Source organism: Janthinobacterium sp. UMAB-60 (genome assembly GCF_900095235.1).
GTDB lineage: Bacteria > Pseudomonadota > Gammaproteobacteria > Burkholderiales > Burkholderiaceae_D > Janthinobacterium.
In genome coordinates, this window is record NZ_LT607496.1 from 68,055 (window position 1) to 86,372 (window position 18,318).

At 61.7% G+C, this 18,318-nt stretch carries 13 protein-coding genes; 6 read left to right on the forward strand and 7 right to left on the reverse strand.

Annotated features, from left to right (window positions below; genetic code table 11):
* The first annotated feature begins 134 nt into the window (after positions 1–134).
* Both K0F86_RS21840 and K0F86_RS21845 read left to right on the forward strand, forming a co-directional pair.
* Positions 135–797 carry a hypothetical protein gene (locus tag K0F86_RS21840; protein WP_219136280.1) on the forward strand — a complete coding sequence of 221 codons (663 nt, stop codon included), beginning with the start codon at positions 135–137 and terminating at the stop codon, positions 795–797.
* 26 nt (positions 798–823) lie between these two features.
* Complete coding sequence (locus K0F86_RS21845) at positions 824–1,081, forward strand: barstar family protein (RefSeq protein ID WP_257572297.1); 258 nt, start codon at positions 824–826, stop codon at positions 1,079–1,081.
* 14 nt (positions 1,082–1,095) lie between these two features.
* On the opposite strand, the gene K0F86_RS21850 is transcribed toward K0F86_RS21845, so the two are convergent.
* The 5 genes from K0F86_RS21850 to tssF all read right to left on the reverse strand — a co-directional run bounded on the left by K0F86_RS21850 (position 1,096) and on the right by tssF (position 10,404).
* Complete coding sequence (locus tag K0F86_RS21850) at positions 1,096–2,439, reverse strand: hypothetical protein (protein ID WP_219136282.1); 1,344 nt, start codon at positions 2,437–2,439, stop codon at positions 1,096–1,098.
* 38 nt (positions 2,440–2,477) lie between these two features.
* Positions 2,478–4,700 (reverse strand): DUF3274 domain-containing protein, encoded by a 2,223-nt coding sequence (locus K0F86_RS21855; RefSeq protein WP_219136283.1) that lies wholly within the window; start codon positions 4,698–4,700, stop codon positions 2,478–2,480.
* A gap of 40 nt (positions 4,701–4,740) precedes the next feature.
* On the reverse strand, positions 4,741–7,494 hold the full coding sequence (locus tag K0F86_RS21860) for a type VI secretion system Vgr family protein (protein ID WP_219136284.1): 2,754 nt from the start codon (positions 7,492–7,494) through the stop codon (positions 4,741–4,743).
* A gap of 79 nt (positions 7,495–7,573) precedes the next feature.
* Complete coding sequence (tssG, locus tag K0F86_RS21865) at positions 7,574–8,605, reverse strand: type VI secretion system baseplate subunit TssG (protein WP_219136285.1); 1,032 nt, start codon at positions 8,603–8,605, stop codon at positions 7,574–7,576.
* The gene (gene tssF / locus K0F86_RS21870) at positions 8,569–10,404 is read right to left on the reverse strand and encodes a type VI secretion system baseplate subunit TssF (protein ID WP_219136286.1); all 1,836 of its coding nucleotides are present in this window, start codon (positions 10,402–10,404) and stop codon (positions 8,569–8,571) included. Before tssF ends, tssG begins: the two co-directional genes overlap by 37 nt.
* 490 nt (positions 10,405–10,894) lie before the next feature.
* Between tssF and leuA the strand changes: the two genes are divergently transcribed.
* Complete coding sequence (gene leuA, locus K0F86_RS21875) at positions 10,895–12,601, forward strand: 2-isopropylmalate synthase (protein ID WP_219136287.1); 1,707 nt, start codon at positions 10,895–10,897, stop codon at positions 12,599–12,601.
* Between the two features lie 171 nt (positions 12,602–12,772).
* Positions 12,773–14,377, forward strand: coding sequence for a methyl-accepting chemotaxis protein (locus K0F86_RS21880; RefSeq protein ID WP_219136288.1), 1,605 nt, complete (start codon positions 12,773–12,775; stop codon positions 14,375–14,377).
* A gap of 5 nt (positions 14,378–14,382) precedes the next feature.
* Here the strand turns inward: K0F86_RS21880 and egtB are convergent, their stop codons facing one another.
* Positions 14,383–15,627, reverse strand: a complete 1,245-nt coding sequence (egtB, locus tag K0F86_RS21885; RefSeq protein WP_219136289.1) for an ergothioneine biosynthesis protein EgtB — start codon at positions 15,625–15,627, stop codon at positions 14,383–14,385.
* Between the two features lie 8 nt (positions 15,628–15,635).
* The gene (gene egtD, locus K0F86_RS21890) at positions 15,636–16,628 is read right to left on the reverse strand and encodes an L-histidine N(alpha)-methyltransferase (RefSeq protein ID WP_219136290.1); all 993 of its coding nucleotides are present in this window, start codon (positions 16,626–16,628) and stop codon (positions 15,636–15,638) included.
* A 320-nt stretch (positions 16,629–16,948) separates the two neighbouring features.
* On the opposite strand from egtD, the gene K0F86_RS21895 reads away from it, so the two are divergent.
* A complete protein-coding gene (locus tag K0F86_RS21895) occupies positions 16,949–17,641 on the forward strand; it encodes an ABC transporter ATP-binding protein (protein WP_219136291.1) in 693 nt (230 codons plus the stop codon).
* A 179-nt stretch (positions 17,642–17,820) separates the two neighbouring features.
* Positions 17,821–18,108: a hypothetical protein gene (locus K0F86_RS21900; protein ID WP_219136292.1), complete on the forward strand. Its 288-nt coding sequence runs from the start codon at positions 17,821–17,823 to the stop codon at positions 18,106–18,108.
* Positions 18,109–18,318 lie beyond the last annotated feature (210 nt).

Here is an 18,318-nt window from a genome sequence, read left to right on the forward strand (position 1 = left end):
CAACAAAGGAGAGCTGATTGTAGCGCAAGCGGAGCCGCTGGCACTGAAGACAGTCTTAAATGTTTATAGTGACAAGGTTCGTGCGCCCCTGCCCCACTGCTAGACTGGCGCCTGCTCTTTACTCTCAATCAAACATGTCCGACGATTTGCAATTTGCCGACAGCCGCGCCTTGGGCGCCCCATTTGCACAACAGTTATCCAACGATCCGCCCGACGGCGCCCTCGCCTGGCTGACTTGCGTGCTGGTCACGCAGGCGCCCGCGCTGCGCTCGTCGAACGCCATCCTGCTGGCCTACACGGGCAACCCGGCCGCCCTGGACTGGATCGACGTGAATATCGGCTCGCCCGTGGCGGGACAATGGGGCGTGGCGGCAGCGCTGCTGGGCACGCCCTGGCCGCGCATCCTTGACTGGCTGCAGCGCGGCGGCGCGCACCGGCTGATGGCGCTCGATACCCTGCGCGCGTATCGCAAGCCGGCCGTCAACATGTCTCCTCTGGAACAGATTGCCGCGCCCGTGCTGCCGCAGGCGCCCGCGCGCGCCGAACTCGACGCGGCGCTGGCCGCCTGCCTGGCGGCATCTTCCACGCCGCGCATCCAGGCTGCCATCCACTCGATCAACCAGCATGTGGACGAGATCCTGCGTGGCGGCCCACGCGGCGTGGCCGTGGCCGACCTGCCGCGCCTGTACCTCGACCCGGCACCGTTCAAGGATGCATCCGCCATCCTGGAACAGCACGAGGCAGTGGTCGGTGGCATGCGCGAAAACCTGCAGAACTTGCTCAAGGGCATACTGTGAGCAGGCCAGCTCTGGTGATAATCGACTTGAGCGATATCAACACCGCGCGCCAGCTGCATGCCAGCCTGGCGCCCGCGCTGGCCTTTCCTTCCATGTATGGCATGAACTGGGATGCCTTCCACGATGCCATCACGGGCCTGGTGGACATGCCGCAACAGCTGGAACTGCGCGGCTGGCCAGCCTTCGCCACGCGCCTGCCCGCCGATGCGGCCATGCTGCAGCGCATCCTGGCGCGCATGGCACAGGACATTCCGGCCCAGGCGGCGCAGGTGCGCTATGTCTGAGCCTGCGACATTGTCTATTTCGAAAATCCCTGTTCGTTGAATTGCCCCGCATCCAGCTTGGCCCAGGCATGCCGGATGCCCCACCACATCAGATAGGCATTGCCGCCGCCGCGCGCGCGGAACCACGGTTTCACGGGATCGATGGGGCGCACCTTAGCCGGCGGCAAGATCAGCACGCCGGTCGTCTGGCCGGCGTCGCTGGTGCCCGCCACCAGCACATTCTGGCCAAAGTGATTCGCCTGCGCGATGCCCAGCGCCACATTCGTCAAGGCCGTGGCGGCGCCCATTTCACCCAGCAGCGCCGGCGTATTGAAGGTCTGCTGGAGGAAATCGAAGGCCGGCACCTCGGTCGTCAAGGTCTGCGCCAGGTAGGCGATACGGTCAGGCGACGCCGGCCGGGTGTTGTTTGCATCGTGGATTACATAGCCGATCTCTACCTCGCTCTTGCGCCCATTGCCTGCCGCCTGCGCCAGCGTCGCCTGCCAGGCCTGCACCGTGGGCGGCGGCAAGCCATTCTGCGCCGCCAAGGCGCTGACCTGCTGCGTGGCCGGATAGCCTATCCACGCCAGCGCATCGCGCTCCGTCTTGTAATGGGGACCGGCCAGGACCAGCAAGACCATGTTTTCATTGATCTGCTCATCTTTCGGAAAACTGGGCGCATCCCAGCTCATCACCCACACAGTTTCAGCGGGATGCGCCTGCAAGTAATCGAGGGCAGCCGCCAGAGACACAAAGCCTGCATTCGCGCCGCCGGCCGTGACGCGCACGTCGGGCGGGGTGGACTTGGTCCAGGATTTGGGGAAGTTCGGGTTGCCAATTGAAAAAGTACTTGTGATTTGCTTGCGCAAGTCATCGCCTGCGAGAAGGGGATCAAACCGTTCTGCAGGCAAAGCGTACTCAACATGGATACCCGCCAATTCATTCCAGCCTTTTTTGTGTTTGAAGTCGTGGGCGTTATAAAAATAGGTGGGGTTTGAAAAGTACATACCATGAAATGGAGATATCAACTCATTGGCATACTTAATGTGAAAATTTTTAAAACTCCCCTTCCCATTAAGGGAAGACGCTATTCCAGAAACAGATCTCACACTGGAAAAAATAGCCGGATGCAACTCAACCATATCATCCTTTTCATTCGGTCTAACCTTTCCAAGAGTCCAAAGTAGCTGCCACTCGGTAGGATAGTCCTGTCGCTGCAGGGGATTTAGCCATTGCACACCTACTACTTGTGCAATAAACGGCTTCGCAGTGTCTTTTTCTATTTTCTCAACATTCATTTCCGTTTTAACGGCACATGAGGATAAACCTATCGTCGCCATCATCGCAGCCAAGGTATTAAATATAAAATTTTTAGCCATAATTACCTACCTTAATCAAGAAAATTCCACAATAAAATTCAGGTAGCACTGTTTTCACGCGAATTCTTTATTTTCTCCGGCATAGTTCCATCTGTTGATGTTCTTGCCCAATGCGCAACAGTTTTTTCATTCATGCGCCCTTCTTTAAAATATTCCTTGAAAACTTTCATTTGTTCACTATCCTCAAAATCATTAAGAAACCGCCAATCCGCCATCGTCCTCAACTCCCGCAAATCCGTTTCCAACAAATGACAGCAGCCCACGGCCACGTCATACGCGAGCGCCTTTCTGGAATGTTCGCTGTTGGTCAGGATGGTGGAGTGATCGGTGGCATAGGTGCCCACGTTGCCGGCCAGGCCCGCCTGGATTTTCCGCTGGCGCCATGCCGTGTATTGCGCGCTCGCCGTCTCGGGATGGTCTTCTTCGGTGACGTGTTTGCCTTTCTCGACCTTGCCTTCGCGCTTGGCCATCATGCGCAGGGAGGCGTGGTATTCGTATTGCAGGGCCGCTTCGCTCTCCTCGTTGCCGCGCGCGGCATCGGTGCGCTGTTTTTCGCCATGCAGGCCGCCGCGCGGTATCGACAACTCGCGCTCGCCATGGAACGGGTCGCCCGCCGGATGGGCGGCATCCTTGTTGCGATTCCAGCCATGCGGATGCAGTCCCATGTCAAAGCTGGGGCAGATAGCGCCAAATAACTTCGCCTGCGGGAAGAAGGTCTCCGGCAGGTCGGGCGCTTCCAGCGGGATTTTCCAGTACTTGTCGGGCGAGGCATTGATACGCTTGCGCATCAAGGTGGTGGCCACGATGGCGATGGGTGCAAACGCCACGGTGAGTATCTGGAACAGCCAGTTCTCTTGCGCTTCCAGGCCCTTTTCCACGCTATAGGTGGAAATCATGGAAGGCGGATTCCAGAAATGATCGCTGCCAAAGTCGATGGCAGGACGATGATCGCCCCAGTAGTCGTACGCGCCTTTTACGCCGACGGGAAAACCCTCGGCAAACACGCGCTGGGTAAATATTCCCTCGCCGCCTGCCCTGGCGATTTCGCCCGGGTCGAGCTTGCCCTGGCGATCTTTTTTTGGCAGGCCATCCTTGTCCAGCACAGGGCCGGCCAAGCCGCGCCAGCCCATGCCTTGCACCGTCAAGGACGAAATCACCTGGTCGTGCGGATTGCAATACAGGGTCACGCGTCCCACGGTTGCGCCCCGCACGCCATAACTGTCAATATCGTGCTGCGCCTTGAACGGGTGGTGCGCACTGCTCATGGCCTGGTCGATTTTCTCGGCCTTCCATTGTGCGGCGCGCCGCTCGCCGATGAGGGCGAAGAAGGCCGCCAGCGTACCGAAACGGGCGGCGGCCGTCTGGCGACCCGTGCTGCCGTCGGCCGCCTTCAGATTCGACGACGTCCAGTTCTCCGCCATGTTGTCTTCCACCACGCTGTAGGGTGGATTGCAGAGTACATAATTGTCGGCAATGCAAGGCCACTGCCGGCCCTGCGCATCGGACACCTTGGGCAGGCGCTCGCCCAGGAATGCCGCCGCCATGCTGACCATATTGCCCTGGCTATGACACACGATGGTGATCGGCACATCGGCCTGCTTTTTTCGGATGGCCTCGATCAACCGCGCCAGGCGGTAGGCGGCCAACACGAAATACGGGCGTGGCGGGCAGGCGTACACCTGCCGGTCATTGGTCGGATTCATGTGCTGGATCTGCATCCACAAAAACAGCTGGTCCGACAAGCCTTCGCCCCACAGGTCCGGCAGCGAACTGCAGCCATTGGCGAACGGTCCGCCGCCCCAGTAATTCTGCTCGTTCAGAAATATGCCGTCGCCATACGTCTGCAACTCCTCGTCATTGGCCGCATAACCCCAACGAAAGCGGATCACGGGCGAATAGCCATCGCCTTCCATGAAGGTTCTGGGTTTCATCAGCGGGTTAATGAAACCGTCGCGCGTCAGCTGCTTCAAATAGCGGGCCGGCGTCATGGCGATGCCCTCCTGGGCGCCGCGCCCGGCATCGTGTACGCGCCGGTGCAAGCGCGCATTCAATCCCGCGCACAAACCGGTTTCCGCCTCGTCATACCACTCGCCATCGGAATTGACGCCATGCACGAAAATCATGATGCCTGGCAAGGGCAAGCGTGTGCTAATGAGTAACTTGTCGTGATCGAAGCGCAGCAGGCCGTCTTTTTCGCCTATCTGCAGGTATTTGCTTTCATCGAAGGGCAAGGACCCCGTCTTGGGCTTGTGTACACTCATGCCTGACTCCCGTGAATGATGGACAACGCACTATCCACGCTCAGTCGCGCGGCCTGAAAATACGCACCTTGAGTTTTTCCAGGCTGTCGCCCACGATGGCCGCGCCCTTGCCTTCGCTGTCGGCATCGACCACTTGCTGCGAGCCGTCCTCGCGCTCGACGACGATCTTGACGCCGCTGACGGGACTACCGTCGAGGCCGGAAAGCACCTGCGGCATGCGGCCCAGGTCGCCCTCGTCAAAGCTCGGCAATTCAGCCTTGCTGCTGGCCGGGCCATTCCAGTGATGGCCGTCGGTCTTGATGGTCAGCGCACCCGGGCCACCCAGTTCCACGCAGCCGCCCGCCAGTTTCAGATAGGCGCCCCCGGCCGTCATGAACGTGATTTCATCCTGCGCCATGCCGATCATGCGGGTATTGGCCGTCAATTTCAGGGCCTTGGCGGCGTTCAGTTGCATCTCGTCAAACTGGCTCTGCATGAGAAATTTGCCATGGTGCGCGATCTGGGTGATGCCGCCCTTGTGGGCAAACACGGAAACGCCCTCGCCGGCCTGCATGCTGCAGCGCTGGCCCGCGATCACGTGCACATGCTGCTGCGCCACCGTGTCGACATTCACGCCGGCATAGCTGACGATGGTCTTCGGGCTGCTCAGCGCCAGCCCCGCGGGCGCCGTCAGGCTGGCAGTCGGTGCCACGGCACCAGCCACCGCCTCTTTCAAGGCGGCGGCGGGCGCCACGTCGACCGGCAGCGCCTGGTGCGCGCCAGCATATTCGCCCAGCGATTTGAACAGGTCCAGGCACTCTTGCATCAACGCCAGATGTTCCTCGGCGGATAACTGCCCGCCTGTCGCGTCGAGCCGCTGCCAGGCCGACAGCAGCAGCGCCTTGCCGCTGCGGATCGCGCCGCCGTGGTCGCTGCGCAACTCGAATCCGTCGCCGCGCTGCCGGCCAGCGCCGCCCGCGCGCGGCTCGACGAGGAACCCAAGGTTGAGCTCAGTGGTGGCGTGATCGCTGGCCAGCTGGGCACTGATCTGCCGGGGCGTATCGTCGAAACGCAGCTGATTGCCGCCCTGGCCGCGCACTTCGCGGCTGCGCATGCCCGCCAGGTAGCGGTTGCCCGGCAGTGCGCCGCGCTTGCTGAGTGCGGGCGGCGGCGCCACGGCATTGAATAATTGTCCCAATACAATCGGCCGGTCAGGGTCCCCTGCCAAAAATCCGATCAGCACTTCCGAGCCGATGCGCGGCAATGCCAGCGTGCCGCACTGGTGCGCGCTGCCCTGTCCATCGCCCGCCCAGTTGCTGATGACGCGCAGCCAGGCCGTGTCGCGCTCCGTATCCGAGGCACCGGAACCTTGCGCATGTGCATGGTCGGCGGCGCGGGTGGCGGGGAAACGTACCTTGATGCGCCCTTGCTCGTCGCAATGCACTTCTTCACCACTGGGTCCGACGACGATGGCGCTTTGCAGCTGCGGCTGAGGCACATCGCGCTGTGGATCGAATGCGGGCACCAGGGCCACGCTGGAACGCACGCAGCTGAAGCGCATGCGATAACGCGGCGTTTCCGGCCCCGTCTCGCCTGCCACCCAAGTCGCGCCTTGCGCCAGCCAATCACTGGCGGCGAACAGACGCGCGATGCGCGCATCCAGGGCGCGCGGCAGGTTGTTACTGGCATGCACTTCCAATGCCGTGACAAGGAAACGCCGGGCATCTGGCCGATGCTGGTCGATTTCCGGATGACCTTCCAGGCTGAACTGCTGGCCGGCGCACAGCGAGCGCACGACGCCCTCGCCATGAAAACACTTGGTTTCCACGTCATGGCGCGCCATCGCCAGCAAGCCCAGCTGGCGAAAATCTTCTGCGTCATTGCCCATGTGCGGCGTCGCCACGAAATAGTCGTCGAGGCTGGCTGCAAGGCAATTGCCGCTGGCACCCTGATCCGCCATGCCGCCCGCATCCGTCCGCATGAACTGGCGGTTGCGTGGCGCCGCATAATCCCAGCTATGGCGCCCCATGCTGCCTGCCTGCAGGGTGCGCACGGCGCCCCAGGCCGTGATGGTATCGCTCTCTTCCGTGGCGTCCGCCCGGTGGTAGCGGATGACAGGCGCCACGTTCTCCGGCAGGCGGCTGGCGTCGTCGAACAGCAACAAGACATGCGACGGCATGGCGTCGGACGCCCCATGCCGTGCGGCGCCAGGCTGGATGACCCAGGAAATGCCGCGCCGCCGCAGCAGGCGCCGGATGAACGCGGCATCGGATTCATTGTGCTGCATGGTCAGTTCGCGCGCCGGAAAGTGACGACCGGCCAAGGCCTGATCGATTTCGCAAGCAAACGTGGCGCCGATAATGGTGTTGCCCAGCCGCCATTCAGCAATCAGCAATTCGACGATCTCCAGCTCCGTCTTGCCGCGGAACACACGCGTATTGCGGCGTTTTTCCATCAAGGTCAGCGCATCGTGCAGCACCAACTGGTAAGTGGCGAGGCCGCCATCGCTCAATCCGGCCGATGCCTGCGCGACGATGCCGCACACGCTGCGCAACTGCCCTGCGTCGGTAACGATCTGCAACTCGGCCGGAACACCGATGAACTGTTTGAGCGGCAAGTGCGCATCGAGCGAGACGCAACGTATGCGGTACTCCAGGCCGGCGCAAATGGCTTCACGGCCATCTACCTGCTGCGGCAACAGCACATCGTCGTTGATTCCGTCCGCATACGCCAGCCGCAGGCGCAACGGCCGGTGATGGGCGTTCAGTTCCTTCGCCGCCAGCATGAACTGCATGAATTCGTCCGCGCTCTCCATTCCGTCTCCCCCAGTGCCGATACGCCTCGCTCCCAGCTCATCAGTATTCATACATTTGCCGACGGCCAATTGCGGCGCATCAAGCGGCACCGGGAAATCGGATCTCATAGCACATGGCGTCGCAGTCGCGGCGGGCCTCTCCGGTCAGCAAGCGCGCGCCCTGCCCCAGGCCAGCTGCGCCCTGCTCCATCCTGGCCGTCAGGTTGCTGCCATGCACGTCGGCAGCGCGCAGGATCAGACGGATTTCGTATTGCATGCATGGCAAGCCAAACAGGCTCAACATGTTTTTCAAGGCCAGCGCAGCGGAATGTCCGGGAAGAAAATCGTCAAACTGTGCCCGCGTCAAAGGCCCCAGATACAGGCGCAGGCGCAAGTCCCGGCGCCGGCAGCGCGCGCCCAGCATGGCGCCCTGCCCCAGGCTCACATTGCTGCGATTGAGCAGGGAATGTTCATTGCTTGGGCGCACGTGCCAGGTGCTGACGAAGGATTCGATACGCAAGGGCACGCCGAAATAATCAGCCAGCACATCGGCCATCAACTCGGCGCTGACGGGCCGCTGCCGCAATGCCGCAGCGTAGTAAGCCAGCGCTTCCGGCGGCAGCGCGCCAGCACTTGCCAGGCGCGACGGCCAGGCGCCAGCCAGCGCCAGCTGCAACGACAGGAACCCGGGGCGGCCGCTTGCGTCGGCCTGGCACTCGATCCGGCTGCCGGCCCAGGCCTGATAAAACAGCACGGGCGCGCGTTGTGACAGGGCATCGAGAAAAGCACGCGCGCCGGCATTGCCCGTGGCCCGCTCCTGGCGCACCAGCCGCTCCGTATAGTGCAGGGGCAAGGTACCATTCACACCCAGCAATCCCATGAAACTGGGCCGCAGGTGCAGGCGGCCATGCTCGCCGTCATGCCACACCGCCTCTATCTCGCAGGCAGGAAACGCCAGCGCAACGCTCTGATGGAAACGCAAGCCATCGTGCAATGCGGAATCGGCAGACGCGCCCTGCCGGCATAGCCAGCGTTCGAGCAGGCGCACGGTTTGAAAGAAACCGAAACGGTATGGCGCCTGGGACAGCAGCGCGATTACGCCAGTACTTGCTGGCCATTGCGGGGCGGGCATCGCAGCAACTCCTTCCCACTCTTGAGCGAAATGACGACCAAACGGCAGTAGCTGTTGACATGCACATACATGCCCAGCACATGCTCGATCACTTGCGCAAAGACATGCAGGCCGCTGCCGACGTAAGCCTCTTCATCCACCGTCAGCAAGACGTCGATGCCAAATACCAGCACGCCGCCACTGGCGTCGGGCATCCAGGTGCTGCTGGCGCGCTGCGTCAAGGCCCGGATGCCTTGAATTTGCCGCTGTGACATCAAGGAAGCCGGCAAATCATGCAGCGCCAGCATTTCCTGAAACAGCGCCAGACCATCGTCCAGCAATGACTGATGATTCAACGACAACAATGCCAGCAAACGGGCTTGCGCAGGCAAGTCGGCTTTAAAGCGATACGCCGGACTGGGCTGACGCAACAGGCGCACCGGCAGCGCGCCAGCCGTCCCCTCGTGCCGCAGATCGCCATCCGGAGAACCGACCGGCAATGCACTCGGCAAATCGCGATTGCTGCAAGTCAGGTCCACCGATACCGTCGTTATCCCGGCATAGGTATCGTCCTCGTCGCCGTCAACAAACGCCAGGCTGCTTTCGTAACCGGGATGGCTGAGCGCCCGCGCCTCATCGCGCCGCGCCACCCAGTAACGGCTCTTCGCAGCCTGCCCGTGGCGCATGGCATAAAACGGCTGGCAGTGCGTCACCGTGCCGGCACGGGCGCCCTGCCGCACCAGGCGCACGGCATCGACACTATGAATGTCATACGCGTGCGCATATTTATGCTCGGCCAGCAGCGGATACTCGCTGTGCGTTTGCGTCAACCGGATCGGCGCTGCAGCTTGCTGGAACAAATTAATCACCGGTGTGCAGGCAAGCAACAAATTGCTTGCCGATACAGACCGCAGCAGGCGTGCGCCGGCGCTGCTGGCAGCGATGTTCTGCAGACCCAGATGCAAGGTGCAACGCTGGCATCCAGGCGGCAACAGCGGTGTGATCTGGCCAAGGTCGATATCAAAGAACTGGAATTTGTCAGGGCAGGCAAAGTATTCTGTCAGCAAGCAGTAGGCACGATGGGAACCCGGCTTGCGCGGCAACAGCGCCTCCTCCGGCAAAAACCCGACGGCACGCAGCGGCACTTGCGCCAGCGGCAACTGCACGCCGCCGGCCTCGATCCAGGCATGCGCGGCATGCAAAAACAGGGCATCGCGCAAGGTGGCCGTCAGCGATGGCGTGCCATCGATGAAGACGCGTACGGCAGGCAGCATTAATTGCTCCAGCGTACCGGTGGCCGACGTGGACACGATATCGATGGCGATCGCAGTCGATATGTCGGCCGGTAAATTGACCGCGACAGCAACATCCATCACGGGAACGAAGCGCGCGCCGGCAAGGCTGAGCGGCGCCAGCACCACGTCATAGGCGGTGCGAAACTTGCAGACGACGCCCTGGAATGGCGGTGCATGCATCAAGGTTCCGCGCGGCAAGATATCGATGCCGTCGCGCGCCTGGCCCGGCACGCCCCTGGCGTCCACGTGGGCAATCGAACACGCGGGAAACGGCCTCAGGTAGTGTGGGAAATTCACTTCCAGCATGGACTCGGTGAAAACATAGCGCGCATCATCGATCTTCTTGGCCGTACGGGCATTGCACAAGGCATATGCCTCGATCAGGCGCTCGATATGCGGGTCCTGGCAACTGTTGCCAGTCAGACCCAGTGCACCGGCGACGCCGGGATAGCGCGCAGCGAATTCCTGCTGATGCGTACGCAGCATATCCAGTTCCAGTTCATAGTATTTCAGCAACGATTCCATGCCGGCAGCTCCAAAGCGGGACGGGCGACACAGGTCGCCAGACGGAATCCGCATTATTCAATATCGCCGGAAAAGTAAGTTGCGCAGGAACAATAAGTCGAGCTGCGGCATGGCAGCAGCATCGTTCCCTGGCGAAATATGCTTGACAGCCCCGCCCCACTTCCCTTACATTAAGTGCATGTCCTCCTTCAAACATTCCTCCCCTTCCCTGCTGTCGCTATCGCGACTACTGCTAGCACGCGCATAAGTTTGCCGCATTGCTTCGCCTGGCCACACGCCGGCGTGTTTCAAAAACCCTGGAAGGTTTGATGATGTTTGCACCATCCCCCGCTACACCCGTAACTTCTGACGCGACCGCCACCGCTGGCGCCGTTGCCCTGCTTTGCCTGCTAAAACTACCGACCGCTTGCCTGGCCTAGTGTTGCGTGGCCGCCCGGCAAGCTTGCGCCACAACCATTGATTTCCCCCCTATCTTCAGGAGTACCCGATCATGATGTTGCAAAATCCAGCTTCCAAATACCGCGCCTTTCCTCCCGTCAAATTGACCGACCGTCAATGGCCGAACCAGATCATCAGCAAACCGCCTATCTGGATGAGCACCGACTTGCGCGACGGTAACCAGTCCTTGATCGAGCCGATGAGCGCGGAAAAGAAGCTGCGCTTCTTCGAGATGCTGATCGCCATCGGCCTGAAGGAAATCGAAGTGGGTTTCCCATCGGCATCGCAGACGGATTTCGACTTCGTGCGCAAGCTCGTCGATGAAGGCCGCATCCCGGACGACGTCACCATCATCGTGCTGACGCAGTCGCGCGAAGAATTGATCCGCCGCACGGTGGAATCGGTCGTCGGCGCCAAGCGCGCCATCGTGCACCTGTACAACTCCGTGGCACCCGTATTCCGCAAGGTGGTGTTCGGCATGTCACGCGAAGAAATCACGAATATCGCCACCACCGGCACCACCCTCGTCAAACAGCTGGTGGCGCAGCATCCGGAAACGGAATGGGGCTTTGAATACACGCCGGAATCGTTTTCCACCACGGAACTCGACTTCTCCAAGCATATCTGCGACGCCGTCAGCGCCATCTGGAAGCCGACGCCCGCCAACAAGATGATCATCAACCTGCCATCGACCGTGGAATGCAGCACGCCCAACGTGTATGCGGACCAGATTGAATGGATGTCGCGCAAACTGGCGCGCCGCGATTCCATCATCATCAGCGTGCACCCGCATAACGACCGCGGCACGGCCGTCGCGTCGGCCGAACTGGCCGTGATGGCGGGCGCCGACCGCGTGGAAGGCTGCTTGTTTGGCAATGGCGAGCGCACGGGCAACGTCGACCTGGTGACTTTGGCGATGAATTTGTACACGCAAGGCGTGCACCCGGGCCTGGATTTCTCCGACATCGATACCGTGCGCAAATGTGTGGAAGAGTGCAACCAGTTGCCCGTCCACCCGCGCCACCCGTATGCGGGCGACCTGGTGTTTACGGCATTCTCCGGTTCGCACCAGGATGCCATCAAGAAGGGTTTTGCCAAGCAACAACCGGACAGCATCTGGGAAGTGCCGTACTTGCCGATCGACCCGGCCGACCTGGGCCGCAGCTACGATGCCGTGATCCGCGTCAACAGCCAGTCCGGCAAGGGCGGCATGGCGTATTTGCTGGAACAGGAATATGGCCTGGTCTTGCCGCGCCGCCTGCAGATCGAATTCTCGCGCGCCGTGCAAGCCGTGGCCGACGCCACGGGCCGCGAAATCGCCGCGCAGGATATCCATGAAATCTTCCAGAAGGAATACCTGCAGCAGACGGCGCCGTACGCCTACGCCGCGCACCGCATGGTGGAAGACACCAGCAGCGATGAATCCGTGCAGATCGACATCAGCCTGTCGCACCGCCAGACGCCATTGGCCCTGCAAGGCGGCGGCAACGGCCCCATTGACGCCTTCGTCAATGCGCTGGGCCTGGACATCAAATTGATGGATTACCATGAGCACTCGATCGGCTCGGGCGCCAACGCGCAAGCGGCGTGCTACGTGGAATTGCGCCTCGATAATGGCCCGACCCTGTTCGGCGCCGCCATCGACAGCAATATCGTCACCGCCTCGTTCAAGGCCGTACTGTCGGCAGTGAACCGCCGCATCAAGCAGACGGAAGCCGAAAAAACAACAGCGGCCGACGTGGCGGCCAGCGCCGCCTGAGCACGACCCGGGCCTCCCTCATAGGGAAAAAAAAGCGGTACGGCTTGATCGCCGTGCCGCTTTTTCATTTCTCCATGGCAATTGTTGCTGCAAAAGAAGTATCACGCGCCGTATAATCGTTTCATAATAAGACCAGCGGAGACAGAACATTAGCTTACCGAGGGAATCAGTATGAAATTGACGGATATGAAGATAGGCGTGCGCTTGGGCGCCGGTTTTGGCGTGGTGCTGCTGCTGATGGCAGTGCTGGTAGGCACGGGATTGTTGCGCCTGGACAAAATCGGCGGACTCAGCGAGTCCATCATCGAGAAAGACTGGGCCAAGGCCGACGCCATCGCCACCATCCGCAGCACCACGCGTTCAAACGCGGCGCTGGTTCTGGAACTGTTCATCCATGAAGATCCCGCCCGCGCCAACGCCATCCACGGCGAAATCGATGCCAACAAGGCCACCATCAGCGATGCGCTGGCCATCCTCGACCGCCTGATCGTGCTGCCTGAAGGCAAGGAACTGCTGGCCACCCTGAAGCAGCAGCGCAAAGCTTATGTCGTCTCGTTCAGCCAGGCCGACAAGCTGCTGATGGCAGGACAACGCGCGGAAGCGGCCGTGCATGTGCGCGACGATACCCTGCCCGCCCTGAACCGCTTGCAAACGACGGTGAACCAGCTGAACGAGCTGCAGCGCGCAGTGGTCGTGCATGGCGGCCAGCAAATCCAGCAGAATATTTCAGCAGCGAATGTGCTGATGGCCAGCCTGGGCACGGCCGCCCTGCTGCTGGGCGTGCTCTTTGCCTGGCGGGTCACGCGCTCGATCACCACGCCCATCGCGTATGCGCTGCGCGTGGCGCAAGCCGTGGCCGCAGGCGACCTGAGCAGTAATATCGTGGCCGACGGCAAGGATGAAACGGGCCAGTTGCTGCAGGCGCTGCGCGACATGAATACCAACCTGGCTACCCTCGTGGGGCAAGTGCGTGGCGGCACGGGCACCATCGCCGTGGCGTCGAGCCAGATTGCCAGCGGCAATGCCGACCTGTCGGCCCGCACGGAAGCGCAGGCCAGCGCGCTGGAAGAAACGGCCTCGTCGATGATCGAACTGACGAGCACCGTGCGCAGCAACAGCGACAATGCGCGCCAGGCCGACAGCCTGGCCCGCTCGGCATCGGCCATCGCCCAGCGCGGCGGCACGGCCATGGCGGAAGTGATCGGCACCATGGATGCCATCAATGCGTCCTCGCACAAGATTGTCGACATCATCGCCGTCATCGACGGCATCGCCTTCCAGACGAATATCCTGGCCCTGAACGCGGCCGTGGAAGCGGCGCGTGCCGGCGAGCAGGGACGCGGCTTTGCCGTGGTGGCCACCGAAGTGCGCAACCTGGCGCAGCGCTCGGCGGCGGCCGCCAAGGAAATCAAGGAACTCATTGCCGACTCCGTCAACCGCGTGGGACAGGGCGCGCAGCTGGTCAGCCAGGCGGGCGCCACGATGGATGAAGTGGTGGCCAGCGTGGGCCGGGTCAGCGCCATCGTCGGTGAAATCAGCGTCGCCAACCACGAGCAAAGCGAAGGCATCGAGCAGATCAATGCCGCCATCATGCAGATGGACCAGACGACGCAGCAGAACGCGGCCCTGGTCGAGGAAGCAGCCGCGGCGGCGGCAGCCATGCATGAGCAGGCAGGCGACCTGGAAACCCTCGTCAGCCAGTTCAAGCTGGAACAAAACGCCGTCGCCAAGGCGCCAGCCCGCCCCGACGCGCCCGCCGTTCCGCGCTTGCAGTAAAGCCGCTATTCCACCTGGCGCGCCAGGCGGATGCCCGTAAATTGCCAGCGCGCGCCAGCCGGGAAGAAATTGCGGTAGCTGGCGCGCGCATGGCCGGCCGGCGTGGCGCAGGACGAGCCGCGCAGCACATACTGGTTCAGCATGAACTTGCCGTTGTATTCACCGAGCGCCCCGGGCGCCGTGCGGTAGCCCGGATACGGCGCGTAGCTGCTGCTGGTCCACTGCCAGCAGCGGCCAAACATTTGCCGCAGTCCCGCTCCCGGCGCACCGGCCGCCGGATGCAGCTGCCCTACTTCCACGGCGACGCCTTGCGCGGCCACTTCCCATTCCGCTTCCGTCGGCAGGCGCGCGCCCGCCCAGTGCGCATACGCGTCCGCTTCGAACAGCGACAGGTGCGTGGCTGGCGCCTGCAGGGCGAGCGGGCGCAAGCCAAATAGCGTGAATTCCTGCCAGTGCCCCGCGTCATCGCGCTGCCAGTACAGCGGACACGCCAGCTGCTGGCTGCGCACCCAGTCCCAGCCTTCGGCCAGCCACCAATGCGCCATGCGGTAGCCGCCCGCCTCGATGAAGGCGAGAAATTCGCCATTCGTCACCAGCGCGCTGGCCAGTTCGAACGGCGCCACGTATTGCGGATGGCGCGGCAATTCATTGTCGAAGCAAAAACCATCGCCCGCATGGCCGATCTGCGCCAGGCCGCCGTCAAACGCGAGCCAGGCCGTGGGCTGCGCAGCTTGCGGCGCTGGCGCAGGAACACTGTCCAGCGCGTTGTCCAGATAAGCGGGAAACAGCGCGCTCTGCGCCAGCAGGTGCTTGACGTCCGTCAACAGCAGCTCCTGATGCTGCTGCTCGTGTTCGAGGCCCAGCGCCAGCAGCATGGTCAGGCGTTCGCGCTGGGGCCGCGCCAGCTCGCCCGCCAGCAGGCAGGCGATGCGCGCATCGACGTTGGCCCGATAAGCGCGCACTTGCGCCATGCCGGGGCGCGTCAGCAAGCCCCGCTGGGCGCGCGGATGCTTCTCGCCCACGCCGTTGTAGTAGGAATTGAACAGCACGCGGAAGGCGGGGTGGAACGGCGCGAACGCCACTTCCATGCTTTCCAAAATAAATGTTTCGAAAAACCAGGTGGTATGCGCCAGATGCCATTTCACGGGACTGGCGTCCGGCATCGACTGGGCCCCGCAATCCTCGTCGGACAGCGGTTCGGCCAGGCGCAGCGAATGCTGGCGCACCTTGTTGTAATGATCGATCAGCATCGTCGCCTTTAGTCTCTGATGACACGGGCGTAAATGACGGCAAACCACTGCTGCGGGTCCGTCCAGACTTGCACGGTGGAAAACCCTGCCTGCTCCAGCAAACCGACGAAGTCCGCGCGCGTGTATTTATAACTGTCTTCCGTATGGATGCGCTCGCCTTTCGCGAAACGCCGCTGGCCACCTTTCCAGTGGACAACTTGTTCGCTGCGCGCTTCCAGGTGCATTTCCACGCGGCGCTCGTCGGCGTTGAAAAAGCCGTGGTGCCGCCAGGCGCGCACGTCGAAGTCCGCGCCGATCAGGCCGTTCACGTGACGCAGCATGTTCAGGTTGAAGGCGGCCGTGACGCCCAGCGCATCGTCATAGGCGGCGTCGAGGATGGCATCGTCCTTGATCAGGTCGACGCCGATCAGCAGGCCGCCATCGCCGTCCGCGTTCGCGCGCAGGCGGCGCAAAAAGGCGGTCGCTTGTTCAGGCGAAAAATTGCCGATCGACGAACCGGGATAGAAGAACAATCGCCGCGCCTCGCGCACGCTGTCGGGCAAGTCCAGGCGGCTGGAAAAATCCAGGCCCAGGCCCGTCATCTCGATGTGCGGGAAGCGCTGCTGCAGCCGGCTCAGCGATTCACTGAGGAAATCGTAGGAAATATCCACGGCCACATACTGGGCCGGGTGCAGCAGGGGGAACAGGCTGGCGGCCTTGGCGCAATTGCCCGCGCCCAGGTCGATCAGGGTGCTGCCCGGCCCCACGGCGTGCGCGATCTCGGCGCCGTGACGGGCGAAGATGGCCGCCTCGGTGCGCGTCGGATAGTACTCGGGCAAGGCGCAAATGGCTTCGAACAGTTTCGAGCCCAGCGCGTCGTACAGGTACTTGGGCGAGGTCCAGGCCTCGCGTGCCAGCAGGCCGCTGCTGACCTCGACTATCGTGGCAGGAGTGGCGCTGGCCACTCGAACGTTGCTGGCGGGAGACAAATCTGACTGCTGTTGCGCGTGTGGCATGGTCATGGGCTGGCGTCGTCTATCAAGGTTAACGAAGGGCTTGCACGGTCAGCCACCGGGCGCCGCCCCTGCCACAGCGGTTTGCGGGCGCCTTTTCCGATGACTTTTTTCCATCATAGCGGAATCCGCACAAGCCAGCTGTGCGACAGGTAACGCAAGATCAAACTAGCGGTGTGCACGCAAAATTGGTATTGCCCAGCAAAAATGATAAGCCTGTCGTATACTACACATTGCCGGCCAATCAATCCGCGCCCCTTTGCAGTTCCCAGGCCCCCCTCTCCCCCGCGTGCCTCCCTTTACGATAGCCGTTATTAATCAAGATCACCATGCTCGAATTGCGCCATCTGTCGAAGTCCTATGCCCATGCCCGTCCCGTGCTGGCCAACATTTCCTGCCGCTTCAAGGCGGGGGAATTCATCGCCATCATGGGTGACTCGGGCGTTGGCAAGTCGACCTTGCTGAACCTGATCGCCGGCCTCGATACGCCCGATGCGGGTGCCGAAGCGCACCCTATCCTGGTGGACGGCATCGCCATGTCCAGCCTCGATGACGCCGCCGCCACCCGGCTGCGTCGCGCCCGCATGGGCTTTATCTTCCAGGCCTTCCACGTCTTGCCGCACCTGACCCTGCTGCAAAACGTGGCCCTGCCGCTGCTGCTCAACGGACTGCCCCAGGAGCGTGCCGCCAGCATGCTCGACGCGGTCGGCCTGGGCGGACGCGGCGGCGACTTTCCGCAGCAATTGTCCGGCGGAGAAATGCAGCGCGTGGCCATTGCCCGCGCGCTCGTGCACAAGCCGGCGCTGGTGCTGGCCGACGAACCAACCGGCAACCTCGATCCCGATACGGCACACAGCATCCTGCAATTGCTGCGCGCCGAAATCAAGGCCAACGGCAGTTGCGCGATCATGGTCACGCATTCGCTGGCCGCCGCCGAAATGGCGGACAGAACCATGATCCTGACGAAAAACGGCTTACAAAATACAACAACCGTCGATCAAATTGATCAAACAATCAGTTAATTTAACTGACCATCTTTCACAAATTTTGTTATCGTAGTATTATTGAAAACACTTGCCTGGTTATCAATGTTGTAACGCGAATGGTATCACGTCACCCGGACAGTCGTACTGCGATGACGAACTATAGCTGGGACCACATACAGTGGTCTCGTCCCTTGCATAACCTGAAGGAGGAGTAAATGAACGTTCGGCAAAAGAAGCTGGAAATGATTGAAGCGATGAACCGGGCGCGTGCGCTCGAACCATCGAGTTTTGTGCCCAACAAGCTGCTCGATACCCTGATCGAGAAGATGAACCTGAAAAATGATGCGGAACTGTGCCGTATTCTGGAAGTCCAGCCTCCCATCATCAGCAAGATTCGTCACGGCAAACTGTCGGTCGGTGCAACGATTTTATTGCGCATGCATGAAAAATCGGACATCACCATCCGCGAACTGAAGGAACTGTCCGCCACGCCAGTCCACTGAGATACACGCTGTTGTCATGCCATGCCAGGCACCCAGGTCCCCGGCGCCATGAACTTTTGCCATGCAATTCGCGCAGTTCGCTCACCGCACCACATCCGCGCACGATAGCGAAGAGACCCAGCCCAAACCATGCTGACCGTTTCTCTGCCCATCCGCTCCAGCGCCATCCCCTCCCCGCTTTCACTGCGCATTCCCCCTGCCAGCCAGCAT